Origin of the sequence: Actinomyces israelii DSM 43320 (assembly GCF_000711965.1) — a bacterium.
Classification (GTDB): domain Bacteria; phylum Actinomycetota; class Actinomycetes; order Actinomycetales; family Actinomycetaceae; genus Actinomyces; species Actinomyces israelii.
Genome location: NZ_JONS01000054.1, coordinates 1 through 18,633 on the forward strand (window position 1 = coordinate 1; position 18,633 = coordinate 18,633).

General features: G+C 69.1%; 13 protein-coding genes and 1 pseudogene. 4 read left to right on the forward strand and 10 right to left on the reverse strand.

What is annotated here, in order from left to right; all coding sequences use genetic code 11:
* From O145_RS18720 to O145_RS13475, 3 genes are all read left to right on the forward strand, one after another.
* Positions 1–1,676 (forward strand): variant leucine-rich repeat-containing protein (locus O145_RS18720; RefSeq protein ID WP_169740365.1); only part of this gene is annotated, 1,676 nt, incomplete at its 5' end.
* Between the two features lie 156 nt (positions 1,677–1,832).
* On the forward strand, positions 1,833–3,575 hold the full coding sequence (locus O145_RS13470) for a variant leucine-rich repeat-containing protein (RefSeq protein WP_156966775.1): 1,743 nt from the start codon (positions 1,833–1,835) through the stop codon (positions 3,573–3,575).
* A 236-nt stretch (positions 3,576–3,811) separates the two neighbouring features.
* On the forward strand, positions 3,812–5,671 hold the full coding sequence (locus O145_RS13475) for a variant leucine-rich repeat-containing protein (protein WP_043563894.1): 1,860 nt from the start codon (positions 3,812–3,814) through the stop codon (positions 5,669–5,671).
* A 253-nt stretch (positions 5,672–5,924) separates the two neighbouring features.
* On the opposite strand, the gene O145_RS13480 is transcribed toward O145_RS13475, so the two are convergent.
* The 9 genes from O145_RS13480 to pheS form a co-directional block, all read right to left on the reverse strand.
* A complete protein-coding gene (locus tag O145_RS13480) occupies positions 5,925–7,148 on the reverse strand; it encodes an argininosuccinate synthase (RefSeq protein WP_043563896.1) in 1,224 nt (407 codons plus the stop codon).
* A 68-nt stretch (positions 7,149–7,216) separates the two neighbouring features.
* Positions 7,217–7,810, reverse strand: coding sequence for an arginine repressor (locus O145_RS13485; RefSeq protein ID WP_052375179.1), 594 nt, complete (start codon positions 7,808–7,810; stop codon positions 7,217–7,219).
* Positions 7,807–9,081, reverse strand: coding sequence for an acetylornithine transaminase (locus tag O145_RS13490; protein ID WP_043563898.1), 1,275 nt, complete (start codon positions 9,079–9,081; stop codon positions 7,807–7,809). Before O145_RS13490 ends, O145_RS13485 begins: the two co-directional genes overlap by 4 nt.
* Positions 9,078–10,043: an acetylglutamate kinase gene (gene argB, locus O145_RS13495; RefSeq protein ID WP_043563900.1), complete on the reverse strand. Its 966-nt coding sequence runs from the start codon at positions 10,041–10,043 to the stop codon at positions 9,078–9,080. Before argB ends, O145_RS13490 begins: the two co-directional genes overlap by 4 nt.
* Positions 10,040–11,233: a bifunctional glutamate N-acetyltransferase/amino-acid acetyltransferase ArgJ gene (gene argJ, locus O145_RS13500; RefSeq protein WP_043563902.1), complete on the reverse strand. Its 1,194-nt coding sequence runs from the start codon at positions 11,231–11,233 to the stop codon at positions 10,040–10,042. Before argJ ends, argB begins: the two co-directional genes overlap by 4 nt.
* A complete protein-coding gene (gene argC, locus O145_RS13505) occupies positions 11,230–12,348 on the reverse strand; it encodes an N-acetyl-gamma-glutamyl-phosphate reductase (RefSeq protein WP_043563905.1) in 1,119 nt (372 codons plus the stop codon). The genes argJ and argC overlap by 4 nt, the downstream gene beginning before the upstream one ends.
* 143 nt (positions 12,349–12,491) lie before the next feature.
* Positions 12,492–12,986 carry a flavodoxin domain-containing protein gene (locus tag O145_RS13510; protein ID WP_043563907.1) on the reverse strand — a complete coding sequence of 165 codons (495 nt, stop codon included), beginning with the start codon at positions 12,984–12,986 and terminating at the stop codon, positions 12,492–12,494.
* A gap of 101 nt (positions 12,987–13,087) precedes the next feature.
* The gene (gene pheT / locus O145_RS13515) at positions 13,088–15,751 is read right to left on the reverse strand and encodes a phenylalanine--tRNA ligase subunit beta (protein WP_043563909.1); all 2,664 of its coding nucleotides are present in this window, start codon (positions 15,749–15,751) and stop codon (positions 13,088–13,090) included.
* Position 15,752: 1 nt separating this feature from the next.
* Positions 15,753–16,838 (reverse strand): phenylalanine--tRNA ligase subunit alpha, encoded by a 1,086-nt coding sequence (pheS, locus tag O145_RS13520; RefSeq protein WP_043563910.1) that lies wholly within the window; start codon positions 16,836–16,838, stop codon positions 15,753–15,755.
* 1,321 nt (positions 16,839–18,159) lie between these two features.
* Here pheS and O145_RS19925 point away from each other — a divergent pair.
* Positions 18,160–18,459, forward strand: coding sequence for a GrpB family protein (locus tag O145_RS19925; protein WP_411265964.1), 300 nt, complete (start codon positions 18,160–18,162; stop codon positions 18,457–18,459).
* Here the strand turns inward: O145_RS19925 and O145_RS18725 are convergent.
* Positions 18,399–18,633: pseudogene (locus O145_RS18725) on the reverse strand (hypothetical protein); the annotation flags it as partial. The gene O145_RS19925 and the pseudogene O145_RS18725 overlap by 61 nt on opposite strands.

Consider the following 18,633-nt stretch of genomic DNA (forward strand, 5'->3'; position numbering starts at 1 on the left):
GCCCCGACCTGCACCCCGCCATCGCCGCGCACCCCAGCTGCTACCCCGACCTGGCCACCTGGATCACCGAGCAGGCCAGCACCGCACAGACCCAGCTGATCGGCGCCCGACAGGCAGGCCAATCGGCAGCAGGCTTCCAGGGATCAGCAGCCCAGCTGGCTGGTTACCGGATACCGGCCCAATCCACCGGCATCCCGCAACAGCCGAGTCATCCTCCCAGCCCCGGGATCCGGTCGGATCAGCCGGCCAAGAATTCGAATGCGTCATCCAAAGCGCGGCGTCGGTCCGTGATCAAAGTACTGTCGATCGGTATCGGTGCTGCCGCCGTCGGGGCCCTGGTGGGCACAGGCACCTGGTGGGTAACCCAACGGAGCGGCTCGGAAGATGACGACCAGGCGGCCTCAGGGCCCTTCTCAATGTCTGCGCTGGAGGGAACGTTCCTTCAGGGGACTCGCGAGACCTGGAATATCGCCGAGGGACGGTCCACCGTCTCCATGTCCCCAGACGGCGCCCACGTGGTGGCGCTGTGCCCGAAGCTGGCGGAATCGGACTTCTCCTACGAGCCCCGGGTCTACCCGCTCGACGCCGATGCTCTCGGCACGCCCGTCGTCTTCCCGGCGGACCAGATGAGCAAGAGCAACAGCGAGTACAGTGTTGTTTTCTCCTGGTGGAGCGGAAGCCCCCTGATCTGGGACAGCATCTACGACGCCTCCTCCTCATTGAGCTCCCCGGTGCCATGGGATACCGCCAGTACGGTGTTCCTGGGCGCCCCCAGCAAGAAGAGGGCGATACTCCTCGAGGCTCCCCATGTTTTCGATAAGGCGCCGTCTGCGCCCCCGCAAGGGGTCATGATCTCCGTGGACGGGTCGGGCAAGGAGTTGTGGCGCACGTCCGACGAGTACGTCTCCGGCTTCTTCGATCCGGCTCGTTCCGACCTGCTCATCGGGTACAAGAATGATGGCGATGGAAATGATTCCAAGTCAATGACTATGACGCCGCATCTGCTCGACCCGAAGACCGGCTCCATGCGCGCCGCGCTCTCACCGCTGGTCTTCGATGACTCGGGGAAGAAGTCCGGCGGGCTTCTTCTCGCCTCCGACGGACTCGTGTGCTTCTCAAATGACGGCAGCACGATGACTGCGGAGGCCTACACGTTCGACGGCCAGTCTGCGTGGAGTCTTACCGGCGGATTCGCCAAGATCGTCTTCTGCGGGGTACCGTCCCTGGACGTCGCCAACCAGGCCCTGACAGCACAGGACGGCTCGACCTCGCTCATCGCGGAGAACGGCACCGCCCTCGTCCAGGCGTCTAACGGCAACTTCTCCCTCGCGGGCACCGGCACGGCCCTCAAACTCGGTAAGTACGACGCCAAAAGTGCCGAATTGGCTGACTTCTCCTACTTCACCATGCTCTCCGACGGCTCGGGCATCCTTGCCCAAGACTCTAAGAAGGACGACTCCATCCGCATGATCGACACGAGCACCGGGGCAGACGCATGGTCCATATCCGGCCAGCTTATGGAAGACGGGCTTCCACAGAACCAGAGCACCGTGAAGGCGCTGCCGCGCTCAACCGGGGGCGTGACGAGAAATGGCCCCAATCCTGCCGGAATCATGCTCGTCTCCAGCGGCACGGGCCTCTCGGCGACCGTTACCTGCTTCGCACCGGGGTCCTGAGACGCGTCACCCTCATGCTGCCGACGACCCGAGCACCGGGTCGTCGGCAGTGCCGCTGCGGGCGGACCGTCGGGGGAGGCGCTCGTTGCCGGAGTCTCAGAAGTAAGACTGTCGGGAGGCGCTGGAGACGGCGCGGTCCGCGATACCCTGCGATTTATGACCGAGACCCCATCTCCGCATCAGGACCTCGACGCCGACGCACTGCGCATCCCGGCCACTCCCCCTGCAGAGCTGGCGCGGATAGCGGCGCAGCGCCCTGACCTGCACCCCGCCATCGCCGCGCACCCCAGCTGCTACCCCGACCTGGCCACCTGGATCGCCGCCCAGGGCGACGCGCCTCAGCCCCTGAGCGCCAACTCCCAGCACCCGGCCCAGCCCGGCCCGACTACCCCACCACAGCGGGACCGGGCGAGCGCAGCCCCGCAACAACCACAACGGTCAGGCACAAGCCCGCAGCAGTCCGCGTCACAGTCCGTCCCCCAGCAGCAGAAGACCCCGCCGGATGTGCCATCCGGGATACGACGCCGGTCGGTGGTCAAGACGCTGTCTGTGGGCATCGGCATCACCGCTGTGGGGGCTCTCGGAGGCGCAGGCGCCTGGTGGGCCACCCACCGCAATGTGACGACCGGAAATTCGGCGTCATTCTCGATGTCCGCCCTGGACGGGGGGTTCCTACAAGGGCTTTCCGAAATCTGGGACATTCCCGGACAGTCTTCCTCCATGTCTCCGGACGGAGGTAACGTGAGTATGATGCGCTCGAAGTCGGAGCACGACAGAGAATCAGAGATCCTGGTCTACCCCATTAGCGCAGACAACCTCGGCTCGCCCGTTGTCTTCTCGGGAGAAAAAATAGGATTCGACGGCATGCCGCAGAGTGTTACCTGCTCATGGTGGGGCGACTGCCCGCTTATTCAGGACAATATTTACGACACCTCTTCGTCTCACATCGTCCCCGTCCCCTGGGACACCGCCAACAATACGTTCCTGGGTGCACCGGACAAAGACACGGCGATTCTCATAGAGGCCCCCCACCCTTACGAGAGAGACTCATTCGCGCATCCGCAAGGCGCCATTATCTGCGTGGACAGACAGGGCCATGAGCTGTGGCGCACCGCCGAAAACTACACCAACGGATTTCTCGACCCGGCTCACCCCGACCTGCTCATAGGCTATCGGGACAAGGATCCTGGAAGCAACTCGGCGACGCCCCACATCCTCGACACTAAAACTGGCGCCACGCGGGCAGAGCTCCCATCGACAACTTTCGCCAGCCCGGATGCCGAGGAGAGAAACGGCGGCCTTCTCCTTGCCTCCGACGGCCTCGTGCTCTTCTCGAACGATCGCCATAACATCACGGCGGAGGCCTACTCTTTCGACGGCGAGTCGGCATGGAGCCTTACCGGCGGATTCGCCGAGATCGTCTTCTGCGGAGTACCGTCCTTGAACGTGGTCAACCAAGCCCTGACACGTCAGGACGGCTCGACCGCGCTCATCGCTGAGAACGGCACCGCCCTCGTCCAGGCGGCGGACCGCGCCTTGTCCCGCGAAGGCGCGGGAACGCCCATTGAACTCAGTAGATACGACGCCGGCGAAGCGCGTCTAGATAATTTCTCCTACTTCACCGTCCTGGCCGATGGATCAGGACTTCTCGCGGCGAATAATATCGACGACGCGAATATCCGCATGTTCAACACGAGCACCGGGACCCAGGAATGGGGCATGTCCGGGTATCTCGCACACAGCCCGTGGAACCAAGGTATCGGCATGCTGCCGAGCTCCTACCAGGGCAAGATAAAAACAGGACTCGACGATTCCGCTGTCAGCGGGCCATCAAAAACTCTGCTCGTCATCAGTCTCGATTCGCAGAGGACCACCACCTGCTTCAGGCCGGCGTCCTGACCCGCGGCACCGCCGGAGGCTGTAGGCGATGTAGATCACAGGCGCCGGCAGCCCCGCAAGGGTCGGGTATCGCCGTCGGCCCTGGGGCGGCCCTGTAGCAGGCACCCGGGCCCGTCCGGCCTCGGCGTCTCGCAGGTCAGAACCGGTGCCGGACCTCGTGCGTCCCACGAAGTGGTCACGGACGTCATAGTCGTTGGTAACGATACGAGCACGGGATCTGCGCTACCCTCCTGGCTGTGACCCACACCCCATCCTCTTCTCAATCGCAGCCGGACCTTGATGCCGAAGCGCTGCGCAATCCCGATACTCCCGCCGGTGAGCTGGCACGGATCGCCACGCGGCGTCCCGACCTGCACCCTGCCATCCTCGAGCATCCCCGCTGCTTCCGAGCGCTCACCAACTGGATCGCGACGCAGAGCGCCACAACCACCTCGTATCCACGGGTCCAGGCGGAGGCGGATGCCGAGGACCAGGCAGACGACACCGAGCCCTCGGATGAGCCGGGCGCCGTCTCCCAGCAGTCGGCTCGGCCCGGAGAGGCTCCGGGCAAGCCGCAGTCATCGGCCGAGGCCGACCACCAGCCGGACCAGCCCCCGGCCGAGGCCGACCAGCCCCCGGCCGAAGCCGACCAGCAGCCGGACCAGCCCCCAGCCGAAGCCGACCAGCAGCCGGACCAGCCCGGCGCGGACCCGGCGCCGTCAGGTGTGCGACGCCGGTCTGTGACCAAGGCACTTCCCATTGGCATCGGCATTGCCGTTGTCGGAGCCCTGACGGGCGTCGGCGCGTGGAGGCTGTCCCAACGCCCGAAGAATGCCGCCCCAGCAGCATTTCCGGATGAGCAGCGGATCTTCTCCGTATCCGCAATGTCCGGACAGTTCATCGGAGGCGTTGCGCAGGCGTGGTCGATTGCCTCATTCGCGGGTCAGAGCGTATCCCCCGCGGGAGACTATCTGTTCGGCGAGTTCTACGCTCAGAGCACAGATGAGCAGCCCGCAGCCTACCGCGTCTACCCACTTGACGACTCCGGCCCCGGGAATCCCGTCGAGGTTCCGCTGTCGAGCTGGAGCAAGGACGACCAGCGCGATCCGAGCCGATTCAGCGTGTGGACATCATGGTGGGGCGAGTCGCCCATGCGGAAGGACATGGTCATCGATCCCCACAGCGGAGAGGTGACCCCTGTCCCCTGGAACGCATCGTCGTCCCTGTTCCTGGGGGCGGTGGACGACGACTCCGCTCTCCTTCTGGAGGTGCCACCGGGCGAGGAGAACAAGACAGCGGGGGCCCTAACCGCGATCGATCGTCAGGGGAACGAGATCTGGCGCACATCCGAGTCCTACACCAACGCCTTCTTCGATCCATTGCAGCCGGACATCCTCATTGGTTACCGGGCCTCCAGCACTTCATCGCAGGATGAGCAGCGCGAGCTCACTCCGAGTCTTGTGAGCACATCCACGGGAGAAATCGTGGCGGCATTGCCCGCGTTCAAGGACGGCAAGGACAAGGGCTGGATGATCCTGGCCGCAGACGGGGTCGTCGTCCTGACCAGCACCGTCTCGAAGCCTGGTGTCCTGACTGCTCATGCCTTCAGCTTCGCCGGAGAGCCGCAATGGGAGCAGGACAGCAACTGCACAGGCATCAGGTTCAATGGCGTGCCCTCGCTCGAGGTCGTGCAGCAGTCATTGGCGGAGTTCAGCGGGCTGGAGGCCGTCGTTGCGGAGAACGGCGTTGCGTTCGTCCCGTACGGGACCGGCTGCATCCGTTGGAACGACGACGGCGCAGTCGAGCCCCTGCTCAACCTGGGATACGATTCCACAGAGAAGAAGTGGAACCTCACCGCGAACATCCTGGCGGACGGATCGGGATTTATCGACTGTTCCTCCACCTCTGAGGGGAACAAGGTCACGGCCCTCGTCGACGTCTCTACCGGGAAACATCTCTGGGAGACTCCCTCATCGACACCGATGCTCTCTCCACTGTTCCAGAGCGTGCGCGGAAGCCTGCCCAGCGCGGGCAATGTCAAGAGCCATGCGGGATCCCCGACCCGTCTGCTCGTCTCCAAGGACAAGACCCTCTCCTGCTACATCCCCGCGCAGTAGACGCGTCTTCTCCCCAGATGCGTGACTCCACCGGGCTTCGGCGGGCCTGCGACCCTCCCCTCGCCGAGATCGGTAGAAACCCGCGTCGGGATCGGTAGGGTGGATCTCCGGCTCACGATCGGTTTAAGGGAGCGGTCGGGTCTCCTCGCCCCTCGCACGGTCGTGCAGAGACAGGCCCCCGGACTCACTCATCCAGATGATTGAGTCCGGGGGCATAGCGCCGGGCCGGGCCGCCTCTTGGGAAGCGCCGGTCTCAGAACCCGGCACCCTCCCCCATGCGCGCGTCCCGGGCGGCGGCGAGCTTGGACTGCATGCCGAAGATCTCGATGAAGCCGCGCGAGGAGGACTGGTCGAAGGTGTCGCCGGTCTCATAGGTCGCCAGGTTGAAGTCGTAGAGACCCGACTCGGAGCGCCGGCCGTTGACCGTGGCGCGCCCACCGTGCAGCACCATGCGGATGTCTCCGGAGACGTACTTCTGGGTGTCCTCGATGAAGGCGTCCATGGACCGCTTGAGCGGGGAGTACCACTGCGCCTCGTAGACCAGGTCGCTCCAGGCCTGTTCCATCTGCCGCTTGTAGCGATGCTGAAGACGCTCCAGGGTCACCGACTCCAGCGCCTGATGGGCCTCGATGAGAGCAACGGCTCCGGGAGCCTCGTAGATCTCGCGGGACTTGATGCCGACCAGCCGGTCCTCAACCATGTCGATACGGCCGACGCCCTGGGCGCCCGCCCGGCGGTTGAGCTCCTGGATGGCCTCCAGCGGCGTGACCTTCTTGCCGTCGATGGCCACCGGGGTGCCGCGCTCGAAGGTGATGACGACCTCGTCGGGCAGCGGCGGGTAGGTCGGGTCATCGGTATAGACGTAGACGTCCTTGGTCGGTGCATTCCACAGGTCCTCCAGGAACCCGGTCTCGATGGCGCGCCCCCACACGTTCTGGTCGATGGAGAAGGGGTTGTGCTTGGTGGTCTCGATGGGCAGGTTGTGGCGCTCGGCGTAGTCGATCGCGACGTCACGGGTCAGGGCCAAATCGCGCACCGGGGAGATGCAGTCCATGTCGGGAGCCATGGAGGTGATGGCGACCTCGAACCGGACCTGATCGTTGCCCTTACCGGTGCAGCCGTGAGCGACGGTGGTGGCGCCGAACTCGCGGGCGACCTTGACCAGGTGCTTGGCGATGACGGGACGGGACAGGGCGGACACCAGCGGGTAGATGCCCTCGTACAGGGCGTTGGCCTTCAGGGCGGGCATGCAGTACTCCTCAGCGAACTCCTCGCGCGCATCCGCCACATAGGCCTCAACGGCGCCGCAGTCCAGCGCACGTCGGCGGATCACATCGAGGTCCTCTCCACCCTGGCCGACATCGACGGCGACCGTGACAACCTCTCGCCCTGTCTGCTCGCCGATCCAGCCGATGGCCACAGAGGTATCGAGACCCCCGGAGTAGGCGAGGACAACGCGGTCCTTGTGAGCACTCATGTGTCTTCTCTTTTCTGGGTGGTGCTGCCGAAGCAGCGTGTGGGACCAGGAATTGGTGCGGCCTCGACTCAGCGTCGAGCGCCGGGCTCCGCCAGGGACAGCAGATGCGCGGCCAGGCCGCTGGCGACGTCCTTGGACCGGGTGACGACCAGGACGGTGTCGTCCCCCGCGATGCAGCCCAGGATCCCGGGCAGCATGGCGTCGTCGACGGCGCCCGCCAGCAGCTGAGCGGCACCCGCGGGCGTGCGCAGGACCACCTGGTTGCCGGCCCACTCGGCGGTCACCAGCAGGTCCGCGCACCAGCGTGTCAGGCGCGAGGTCGTGTGATCGGCTATGGACGACTCGTCGTCGGAGGTGGCCGGGCCGGGCATGCTGGGGCGGACCTGACCGGGCGCGCCAGCCTCGGGTATCGCATAGACCTGGACGCCGCCGGGACCGCGCATCTTGGTGGCCCGCAGCTCGACGAGGTCGCGTGAGAGCGTGGCCTGGGTGGTGGACACCCCGCGGTCGGCCAGGGCGCGGCGCAGCTCGGCCTGCGAGCGGATGCGCTCCTTGCCCAGGATCTGGACGATGAGACCCTGACGGGCCGTCTTGGTGGCGGGCGACGGCGCACCGGCCGCCGCGATCTCATCGGCCGCAGGGTAGGTCTGCGGTCGGCTCATGGCGCCCCCCGCTGAAGCCGTCTGGCCAGGACCTCGGACAGCGCCCCGGTGAAGGCGTCAGCGTCGGCGTCGGACAGGATGAAGGGCGGAGCCAGCCGCAGTGTGTCCGTACGGGGAGCGTTGATAATGAAGCCCCGCTGAGCCAGATCCTCGACCACCTGTGCGGCCGGTCCAACACCGTCGGCCAGACCGAGACCGCGCAGCAGGCCGCGCCCGCGGACCTCGATGACGGCGTCCAGCGCTCCCAGGGAGGCGGCCCAGCGCTCGCCGAGCTCGCTCACGCGCCTGAGCAGGCCCTGGTCGCGAATGGTGCTGATGACAGCCAGCGCGGCGGCCGCGGCGACAGGGTTGCCGCCGAAGGTGGTGCCGTGCTGCCCGGGTCCGAGGAGCTCGGCGGCCGGCCCGACGGCGATGGCCGCGCCGATGGGCACGCCCCCGCCCAGCCCCTTGGCCAGGGTGACGACGTCCGGCGTGACGCCCGGGGCGAGCAGGTGGTGGGCCATCCAGGCGCCGGTGCGTCCCATGCCGGTCTGGACCTCGTCGATCATGAGCAGAGCACCCGCGGCCGAGGTCAGCTCGCGGGCCGCCTCGAGATAGCCGGCCGGCAGCTCGCGCACACCCGCCTCGCCCTGGATCGGCTCGACGAACAGCGCCGCGACATCGGGGCCCAGGGCCGCCCGCAGCGCATCGACGTCGCCGGCGGGAATGAACTCCACGCCTCCGGGCAGCGGCTCGAAGGGCTCCCGGTAGGCGGCCTTGTGAGTCAGCGCCAGGGCGCCCATGGTACGGCCGTGGAAGGCGCTCTCCAGAGCGAGTATGCGCGGCCTGGCCGAGCCCCCGTGACGGCGGGCGATCTTGAAGGCGGCCTCGTTGGCCTCGGTGCCGGAGTTGGCGAGAAAGACCTTGGACGCGCCCGGGCGGGCGGAGGGGAAGACGAGCGCGTCGAGCTCCTCCGCCAGGCTCACCTGGGCCGGCGAGGCGAAGAAGTTCGAGATGTGGCCCAGAGTCGAGATCTGGTCGGTCACGGCCGCCACGATCGCTGGATGAGCATGACCCAGGCAGTCCACGGCGATGCCGGCGAGCAGGTCGATGTACTCGGCGCCATCGGCGTCCCACACACGGGCACCGCGCCCGCGCACGAGGACGCGCGCCGGCGTGCCGAAGGTGTTCATGATGGCGCCGGTGTAGCGCTGCAGCCACTCCCGGTTGGAGTCCGCCCGCGCGTGAAGCTGTTCAGCGGGTCCAGCGGCCTCAGCGGATGATGCGGTCATAGCCTTCTGCCTCCGTTCAGCGGTGGGATCGGGGCGTCGCCCGGGTGGATAACGGTGCCCACGCCCTGATCGGTGACGATCTCCAGGAGCATGCTGTGTGCCTGACGCCCGTCGACAACATGGGCCTGCCCCACTCCCCCGTGCACGGCCCGCAGGCAGGCCTCCATCTTGGGGATCATCCCGGTCTCCAGAGTGGGCAGGAGCGCCTCGAGCGCGTGCGCGCTGATGAAGGGGACCAGGGAGCCGCGATCCGGCCAGGCGGAGTAGAGCCCCTCGACGTCGGTGAGCATGAGCAGAGTGCGGGCCCTCAGGGCAACGGCGATGGCCGCGGCAGCGGTATCGGCATTGACGTTGAGGACCGTGACCGAATCGGTCACCAGGGGCGCCACCGAGGAGATGACGGGGATCCGCCCCTGGTCGAGCAGGTCGATGATGGGCTCGGGCCGTACGTCGACGACGTCACCCACCAGACCCACGTCCACGCTTTGGCCGTCCACCGTGGCCTGACGCTGGCGGGCCCGCAGCAGGCCCCCGTCCTCCCCGCTGATGCCCACCGCCGCGGTGCCGTCGATATTGAGCAGGGAGACGAGCTCGCGCTGCACAGAGCCGGTGAGCACCATGCGGACCACGTCCATGACCTCGGGGGTGGTCACCCGCAGGCCGCCGCGGAACTCCGAGCCGATACCCAGGCGCTTGAGCATGGTGTTGATCTGGGGGCCGCCGCCGTGGACGACGACGGGGCGCACACCGACCTGGTACAGGAAGAGGACGTCCTGGGCGAAGGCCCGTTTGAGATCCTCGTCCACCATGGCGTTCCCGCCGTACTTGATGACCATGGTGGCGCCCTTGTAGGTGCGCAGCCAGGGCACGGCCTCCAGGAGGACGGAGGCCTTGACCTCCGGGGGCAGGGCGGGGCCGGCGTCTGAACGCGTCGAGCCCGTCGAGCTTGTCGAGTCGGTCATGTCGTGTAGTCCCCGTTAATCGTGACGTAGCCGTGGGTCAGGTCGTTGGTCCACACGGTGGCGCGGGCGTCACCGGCGGACAGGTCGATGTCGATGCGGGTCTCGCGGGCGCTCATGTCCACCGTCTCCCGGCTCGCCCCCGGGCTGCCGTGACGGAAGATCGTGACGCCGTTGATGGCGACGTCGACCTGGTCGGGGTCGAAGGGGCACACGTCCGCGGGCACGGCCCCCAGCTGGGACACGACGCGCCCCCAGTTGGCGTCACCGCCAGCCACGGCACACTTCAGGAGGTTGGAGGAGGACACCGTGCGGGCGGCAGCCTCGGCGGCGGCCTCGCTGACCGCCCCGGTCACGGTGATGGCGATGTCGTGGGTGGCGCCCTCGGCGTCGGCCACCAGACGGCGGCCGAGCCGGGCGAGGACCTCGGCGACAGCGTCGTCGAAGGCCCCGGGCTCGGGGGTGACGCCGGAGGCGCCCGAGGCCATGAGGAGGACGGTGTCGTTGGTCGACATGCAGCCGTCGGAACTGATGCGGTTGACCGTGCGCGCTGCGGCCGCCGACACGGCGCGCTGGGCGGCGGTCGCGTCCACGACGGCGTCGGTAGTGATGAAGCACAGCATGGTGGCCATGCCGGGGGCGAGCATCCCGACGCCCTTGATCATCCCGCCGATCGTCCAGGCGCCGTCGGCGCCGGCGACCGTGACCGCATCCTCCTTGGGCACGGTGTCGGTGGTCATGATCGCCTCGGCGGCGTCGTGCCCCGCCCGCTGGGAGGCCGCCAGGGCGCGCATCGCCGCCCCGGCCCCCTCCAGGAGGACCGGCATGTCGATCGGCACGCCGATCACGCCGGTGGAGCACACCAGGATCTCCCCGGCGTCTGCGTCCAGGAGACCGGCGAGGTGCTCTGCGGTGGCGGCCGCGTCGGCGACCCCCCGGGCCCCAGTGCAGGCGTTGGCGGAGCCGGAGTTGACGATGACGGCGCGGGCGCTGCCGGGGCGGCCGTGCCTCCCGGCGATGACCTCGCGCGACCACACGGCGGGCGCGGCGATGAACCGGTTGGTGGTGAAGACCCCAGCGGCCACATCCAGCGGACCGTCGTTGACGACCAGGGCCAGGTCGGGCTTGCCTGAGTGCTTGAGCCCGGCCCTTATGCCGGCTGCGCGGAATCCCTTGGCTGCGGTGACGCTCATGGGGCGACTCCTTCCACGATGACGCCCGTGGTCTCGGGCAGGCCCAGGGCGAGGTTGAGGGACTGCACAGCCGCACTGGCCGTGCCCTTGCCGAGGTTGTCGATGGCGCACATCATGATGGCCGCGCCCGCGGCGCGGTCGTAGGCGACCTGCACGGTGGCCAGGCCGGATCCGGCCACGGCCCCGCTGGTCGGCCAGACCCCCTCCGCAAGGAGATGGACGACCCGTTCCCCCTCGCCGAAGGAGCCGTAGCAGGACTGCCAGGCGCTGCGGAGGACCTCGTCGGGGTGCTCGCAGTCCAGGACGATGTCGGTCACCGGGGCGGTGACGGTGGCCAGGATGCCGCGGCTCATGGGCACCAGCACCGGGGTGAAGGACAGTCGCACGCCATCGGCGTCGGCTCCCGCCACGCACAGGTTCTGGATGATCTCTGGAATGTGGCGGTGGGTGCCGCCCACGGCGTAGGGCCGGGCGCTGCCGAGCGCCTCGGCCGCGGTCAGGTGCGGCTTGAGGGACTTGCCCGCGCCGGAGTAGCCGACGGCGAGAACGGCCGTGAGCTGGGAGGGCTCGATCAGGCCTGCGGCGACGCCCGGCTGCACCGCGAGGGTGACCGCGGTGACGTTGCAGCCGGGGACGGCGATGCGGCGGGTGGAGGCCAGCTCGCGGCGCTGGGCGGCGGCGGCGGTCTCCTCGGCGTGGAGGAGCTCGGGCATGCCGTAGGTCCACGCCCCGGCGTACGGCGTGCCGTAGAAGCGAGCCCAGGCGTCGGCGTCGGTCAGGCGGTGGTCGGCCCCGCAATCGACCAGGACGGGCGGCGGGCCACCCCAGTCGCCTGCGGCCACGGCGTCCTGGATGGCCGCGGTGACGGCTCCCGAGGCTCCGTGGGGCAGGGCGAGGACGACGACGTCGTGCCCGGCGAGGCGGCCGACGTCGGTGGGCTCCACGGTCCTGTCCGCCAGAGGCACGAGGTGGGGGTGGTGTTTGTCGAGCCGGTCCCCCGCGGAGGAGTTCGCCGTGACGGCGCCGATCTGAATGTCCGGGTGAGCCGCAAGAAGGCGGAGGACCTCACCACCGGCGTACCCGGTTGCGCCGGCGACTGCTGCTGTCCACGTCATGCCAGGACAATACGACGCTATGCATAGAAATACGATCCTGGGCGGCTTCGCTGCGCCGTAGCCTTGCTCACATAGGCCCTGCACACATGCGGTTCGGGATGATGTGGCGTCCGGTGCGGGCAGCCCGGGTCACGCCAACCGGCTCACAGGCTGTTGCACAGGGTGGCCGCGATGGAGGCGCCCCAGGCGCGCACGGCGTCGAGGTCGAGGAAGTCGCCCTCGGTGGCGCCGCCAAGACGGGCGATGGTGCGCTCACGCACGTTCAGCGAGCCGGGGTCGAAGCGGCCGGAAAAGGTGATGTGGTCCTCCGGCTCGATGGACAGCAGAACCGGGCCGATGCGGTTGGGGTCGGCGATCTTGCCCTTGGGCAGGCCGGACAGCCCCACCGAGAAGGCCCATACGGGGTGGCTGCGCAGAGCGCCGGAGAAGCGACGGGTGAAGTCCACGGCCTCGTCGGTCCAGCGCGTCATGTACACGGCGCTGCCCAGGACGAAGGCGTCGTAGCCCTCGACGTCGGCGACGTCCTCGGGACGGGCTTGGACGACGTCGAGCCCGGCGGCGCGCAGCTGCTCGGCGATCACGGCTGCGACCTCGTCGGTCGTGCCGTGGCGGGAAGAAGAGGTGAGAAGGATCTTCATGGGGCAAGTATTGCGACTTATGGCGAGCCCCGTGTGCAAGTCACGACACCACACCCAAAGGTGATGACCGCCACACACTGCGCGGCGGTCGCGGACGGCGCTCAGGCCCGCAGCTCGGCGCCCAGGCGCTTGGCGGCGCGCTTGACCACGCGCCCCCGCACGGCCGCCAGATCCTCGGCCGTCAGAGTCCTGTCGGCCGCGCGCAGGCGCAGGGAGAAGGCCAGTGACTTGCGCCCCTCGCCCAGCTGGGGCCCGCGGAAGACGTCGAACAGGCGCACCTCCTCGGCAAGGTCGCCTGCGGCCTCGCGGATGACCGCCTCGACCGCAGCGGCCGTGACCGCCTCATCGACAACGAGCGCAATGTCCTCCTTGCCGGCGGGGAAGGTCGAGACCGCCCGCACCTGGAGCACGCCGGCGGCCTCGACGGCCTCCAGCAGGGGCTCCAGGTCGATCTCGACGGCGCAGGCGCGCCCGGGCAGCCCGAGCGCGCGGGCCGCCCGCGGGTGGAGCTCGCCGGCGTACCCGACGAGCGCCCCGGGCAGGACATTCCGGCCGCGGCGGGCGCCCGGCAGACGCACCTCGGCGGTGCGCCCGGGGTGCCAGGGGGCGCAGGGCCGCGCGGGGGCGGCCACCTCGACGGCCACTCCCAGGGTGCGAGCCACCAGACGCACGACCTCGACGGCGTCGGCCCAGTCCCAGGCGCGCCCCTCGCCGAGCACCCCCGGGCGGACGCGGTCGCCGACCAGCACGGCACCCAGGTGGGTGGGCTGGGCGGGGATGCCTGCCTCAAGCGCGGCGACCTCCTCGTCGGTGGGGCGCCGGTCCACGCCGGGGATCGCGGCGGGGACGGTGCCGGCCGGGAGGGTGACGGAGCCGACCTCGTAGACGGCCAGGTCATCCAGTCCGCGCGAGACGTTGCGGCGGGTGACCTCCGCCAGGGAGTCGAGCACGCTGGTGCGCAGCCACGGCGCGTCCTCGGCCAGGGGGTTGGCCAGGCGCACCGCCCGGCTGCGCGGGTCGTCGGCCGGGATCTCCAGGGCGTCGTGCACGTCGCCGATGAAGGGGTAGGACAGCACCTGGGTGAGGCCGGCGTCGGCCAGGGCCCGCACCACCTCGCGGCGCGCCTGCTGGCGCGGCGTCAGGCCGGTTCCGGCCGGCGCGGCGGGCACGACGACAGGGATGCTGTCGTAGCCGTCGAGGCGGGCGATCTCCTCGGCGAAGTGGGCGGGGCCGACCAGGTCAGGCCGCCATGTGGGCGGGGTGACGGCGAGCAGCTCGCGTCCGGCCCTGGCGGCCCCGTCGTCGCCCGCGGGCTCCACGGCGCAGCCGATGGCCTCCAGGAGCCCGACGACCCGCTCGGTGCCGTAGGCGACGCCCGTGAGGCGTTCAGCGGTATCGGCACGGACGATGATCGGCCGGGGCGCCGTGGTGCGGTTCACGTCGGTGGCCACCGGGTCGGCCGTGCCGCCGCCGTACTCCACGAGCAGGTCGACCGCCCGCTGCGCGGCCACGGGGGCCAGCTCGGTGTCCACGCCGCGCTCGTTGCGCTTGGAGGACTCGGTGGGGAGCCTGTGGCGGCGGGCCGAGCGGGCGATCGAGACCGGGTCGAAGTGGGCGGCCTCGATGAGGATGTCGGTGGTGCGCGCGTCAACCTCGGTGTCGGCGCCGCCGAAGACGCCGGCGAGCACCAGGGCTCGCGAGCCCGGTCCGTCCGGGGAGTCGGAGATGACGAGGTCCTCGGCGTCCAGGGTGCGGGTGACGTCGTCGAGGAAGGTGAGGGTCTCCCCCACCGCAGCGCGGCGCACGACGATCGGGGCGTGCAGCTTGGCCAGGTCGAAGGCGTGCAGGGGCTGGCCCAGGTCGAGCATGACGTAGTTGGTGACGTCCACGGCCAGGCTGATCGGCCGCATGCCCGCGGCCGTCAGCCGGTCTCGCATCCACTTCGGGCTCGGCGCCGTGGGGTCGATGCCCCGCACAATGCGGGCGACGTAGCGATCCGCGCCGGGGCGGCCGCGGACAGGCGACGGGTCGTCGGAGATGCGCACCTCGAAGCCGGAGTCGCCGGCGGGGGCGACGCCGTGAGGATACAGGGCCGCGTCGGCAGCGTCGGCCGGGTCGGTGAAGCGGGCCCCGGTGGCGTGGGAGTACTCGCGGGCGATCCCGCGCATGGAGAAGCAGTAGCCGCGGTCGGGGGTGATGTTGACCTCCAGGACCTCCTCGCCCAGGCCGAGCAGAGGGATCGCGTCGGTTCCGGGAGCGGGCGGCTCCTCGCCGCCCCGGCCGTGGGCCGCCAGCCACTGGGAGAGCACGATAATGCCGTCGTGGTCGGCGCCCAGGCCGAGCTCGCGCTCGGAGCAGATCATGCCGTCGGAGACGTGCCCGTAGGTCTTGCGGGCGGAGATGGCGAAGTCGCCGGGCAGGACGGCGCCGGGCAGGCAGACGACGACCGAGTCGCCGACGTCGAAGTTGTGGGCGCCGCACACGATGCCGCGGCTGGGCAGCTCGGAGGGCTCCTTGCCGGCGCCGGGGGCGTCGTTGTACTCCCCGACATCGACGCGGCAGTAGTTGATGACCTTGCCGTTGGTGTGCTTCTTGGCCTCGCGGGTGAGCACCTTGCCGACGACGAGCGGGCCGGTGACGGCCGGCGGGACGATCTGCTCCTCCTCCAGGCCCACCTTGACCAGGTCGGCGGCGAGCTGGGCGGCCGTGGTGCCGGAGGGGACGTCGACGTGCTCGCGGAGCCACTCGATGGGGACGTAGGGCATGTCAGATTCCCTTTCCGGTGGTGCCGAACTGCTGGGAGAAGCGGATGTCGCCCTCGACAATGTCGTGCATGTCGGCGATGCCGTGGCGCAGCATGAGGGTGCGCTCCAGGCCCATGCCGAAGGCGAAGCCGGTGTAGGCCTCGGGGTCGATGCCGCAGGCGATGAGCACGTTGGGGTTGACCATGCCGCAGCCGCCCCACTCGATCCAGCCGGGCCCGCCCTTTTTGAAGGGGAACCACAGGTCCATCTCGGCGCTCGGCTCGGTGAAGGGGAAGAAGGAGGGGCGCAGGCGCGTGCGCGCCTCGGGGCCGAACATGGCGCGGGCGAAGTGGTCGAGCGTGCCCTTGAGATGCGCCATGGTCAGGTGCTTGTCCACGGCCAGGCCCTCGACCTGGTGGAAGACCGGGGTGTGGGTCTGGTCGAGCTCGTCGGAGCGGAAGACCTTGCCCGGGCAGGCGACGTAGAGCGGCGGCTCGGCCGCGAGCATGGCGCGGGCCTGCACCGGGGACGTGTGGGTGCGCAGCACGAGGTTGGTGGGCTCACCGTCGACGGCGCCCACCGAGGCGCCGTCGATGTAGAAGGTGTCCTGCATCTGGCGGGCCGGATGGTCGGCGTCGAAGTTGAGGGCGTCGAAGTCGAACCACTCGTGCTCCAGCTCGGGGCCCTCGGCGATGGACCAGCCCATGGCGACGAAGTGGTCCGTGACCTCATCGACCAGCACGTCGAGGGGATGCCGCGCGCCGGCGGCCGTGCGCGCCGTGGGGACGGTGATGTCGACGGCCTCGGTGGCGAGCATCCGCGCCTCGGCCTCGGCCTCGAGAACGCTCTGGCGCTCGGCCAGGGCCTTGGTCAGCCGGCCGCGGGCGGAGCCGAGGAGCCTGCCGGCGGCGGGCCTGTCGGCCCTGTCGAGCGCCCCGATACCGCGGCCGGCGCCGGCCAGGGCGGAGGCGTCGCCGGTGAAGGCCAGACGAGCCTCCTTCAGGGCGGGCAGGTCGTCGGCGGCGGCAATAGCGGCCAGCCCCTTCTCGACGAGGGCGTTGACGCCCGTTTCATCCAGCGGCGACAGCGCGCCAGCAGTGTCAGTCATCCGGGAGCCTTCCGACGATCGGGGCGGTGATCGGTATCCGCGCTTAGATTAGTCTGTGCGCGGCAGGCGCTCGAAATCGAGTCGCCGGCGCCTTAACCGCGGGACCGACGGCGTCGCTGCGGAGTCGCCGTGGCCGGCCTCCGCGCCGGCGAGGCTCTGGCCGATCAACGATCGCCCCTCTGAATGGGCGAACCCTGTGAGCCCGCGCACAAGAGGAGGAGCGGCGTCGCGGTCAACGGCGTCGTCAACGCTGGTTGATGACCGGGCGCCCCCGCCTGGCCTGCGCCCCGGCGAAATCAATCGTCTAGACTCGGCGCGCCAGCGCGGTGAGCGATTGCCCACGCCGGACGCCCTGCTTCCGGTCTCACCCGCCAGCACGACAACCCGGAGGCCGCGCGTGTACACGCGCCCTCACGTGCCTGGCGGCGACGATTATCATCCGGCCCGGTCGCCAGCAGTGAGGCTGCTTATGACGTCACGACGAGCCGGAAGGAACGAGATCATCACTGCGAGCCGGCCGGTCGTTGTCCTCGAGGATCGGCGCCCTTCTCATCGCCCCAGGCGCCACGGGCGCGGAGACGGCTCTGGGGTACAGGGCGGCGCTGTGCGGAAGCGTCGCAATGATCGTGCTGGCGCTCCACGCGGATCTGTCCGCGCTGCAGACGGCGGTCCTCGCGCTCATGGGGTTCGACCTGTGCGGCGGAGCGGTGGTCAATGCGGCGCGGACCGCGGGGCGGCGCTTCCACTGTCCGGAGCAGTCGGCACGGCGCAACCTGCTCTTCTGCGCGGCGCACATTCACACTCTGGTGCCGGCTGCGGTATTTCCGCTATTTTCGATGACGATAGCGATCCAGTTCTATATTGATCTATATTGGGTTGGTCGCCTCCTGCGCGGCAGCCCGGTGCGCGCCGCCGCCTCTGCGCTCTCCGATCGCTTACGCCACCGCCACTGTGCTCCTGATGACATGGGATATAGTGCCGCCACTCGCAGGAGCTGTGCTGCCTCCATACATCGCCTGGGTGCTTCCCGTGATGACGATCAAGCTCCTCCTGGCGCACCCGGAGCCGCGCGGCGACGGAGCAGTCCAGCGAGAATGCCGCCAGTTCGACGCGACCGCGAGCCGCGACAGGGGACCGCATGCACTTCATACCCTCATACGCTTTCCGCGCTTATTCAGCGCGGCTACGCTCCCGCCATGTCGATGCCCCCCCGCATAAGTCGCTCGTGGTGCTCGCCGTCGGCGGCCCGAATTCGCAAAGACTCTATCGGCGGACCCTGCAAGCCGCGCTGCCCGGCGTCGCGGGCGACAAAGCGCGCGGGATGAGTGCGTCCCCGGATCAGTGGCGGAAACGGCTCTGCGCTGGCGTCGACGAGGCGCAGCGCGCGATCATTCACGTGAGGCGGACAGGGGCCGCGAGCTGGCGCTATGCCCTGCTGTTCCGCGACTGGCTGCAGGCGAATGACTCGTGGTGCGATGAGTACGCCGCGACAAGGCTGCGTATCGCCGAGATGCACGCAGGCGACCCGCACTTCGATGGCTACGCAGGGGGTCGGCGTTGTCATGGGGTGGGTTGTTGTGTGAGTTGTTGGAGGGTTTGGTGGGGGTGGGTTGCCCAGTAGCGGCAGGTGGAGGCGATGCTGCTTTTTCGGCGTTGTCGGCTGGGGTGGTCGGGGCTGGTGAGGCGGATGAGGCTGATGGCGGTGTTCCTGAGTGTGGCCATGGCTCGGGCGGTGGTGGTTGTGGGCAGTTGGTGGCGGTCCTCGTCGAAGGTGACGTCGCGGACCCAGTGGAGG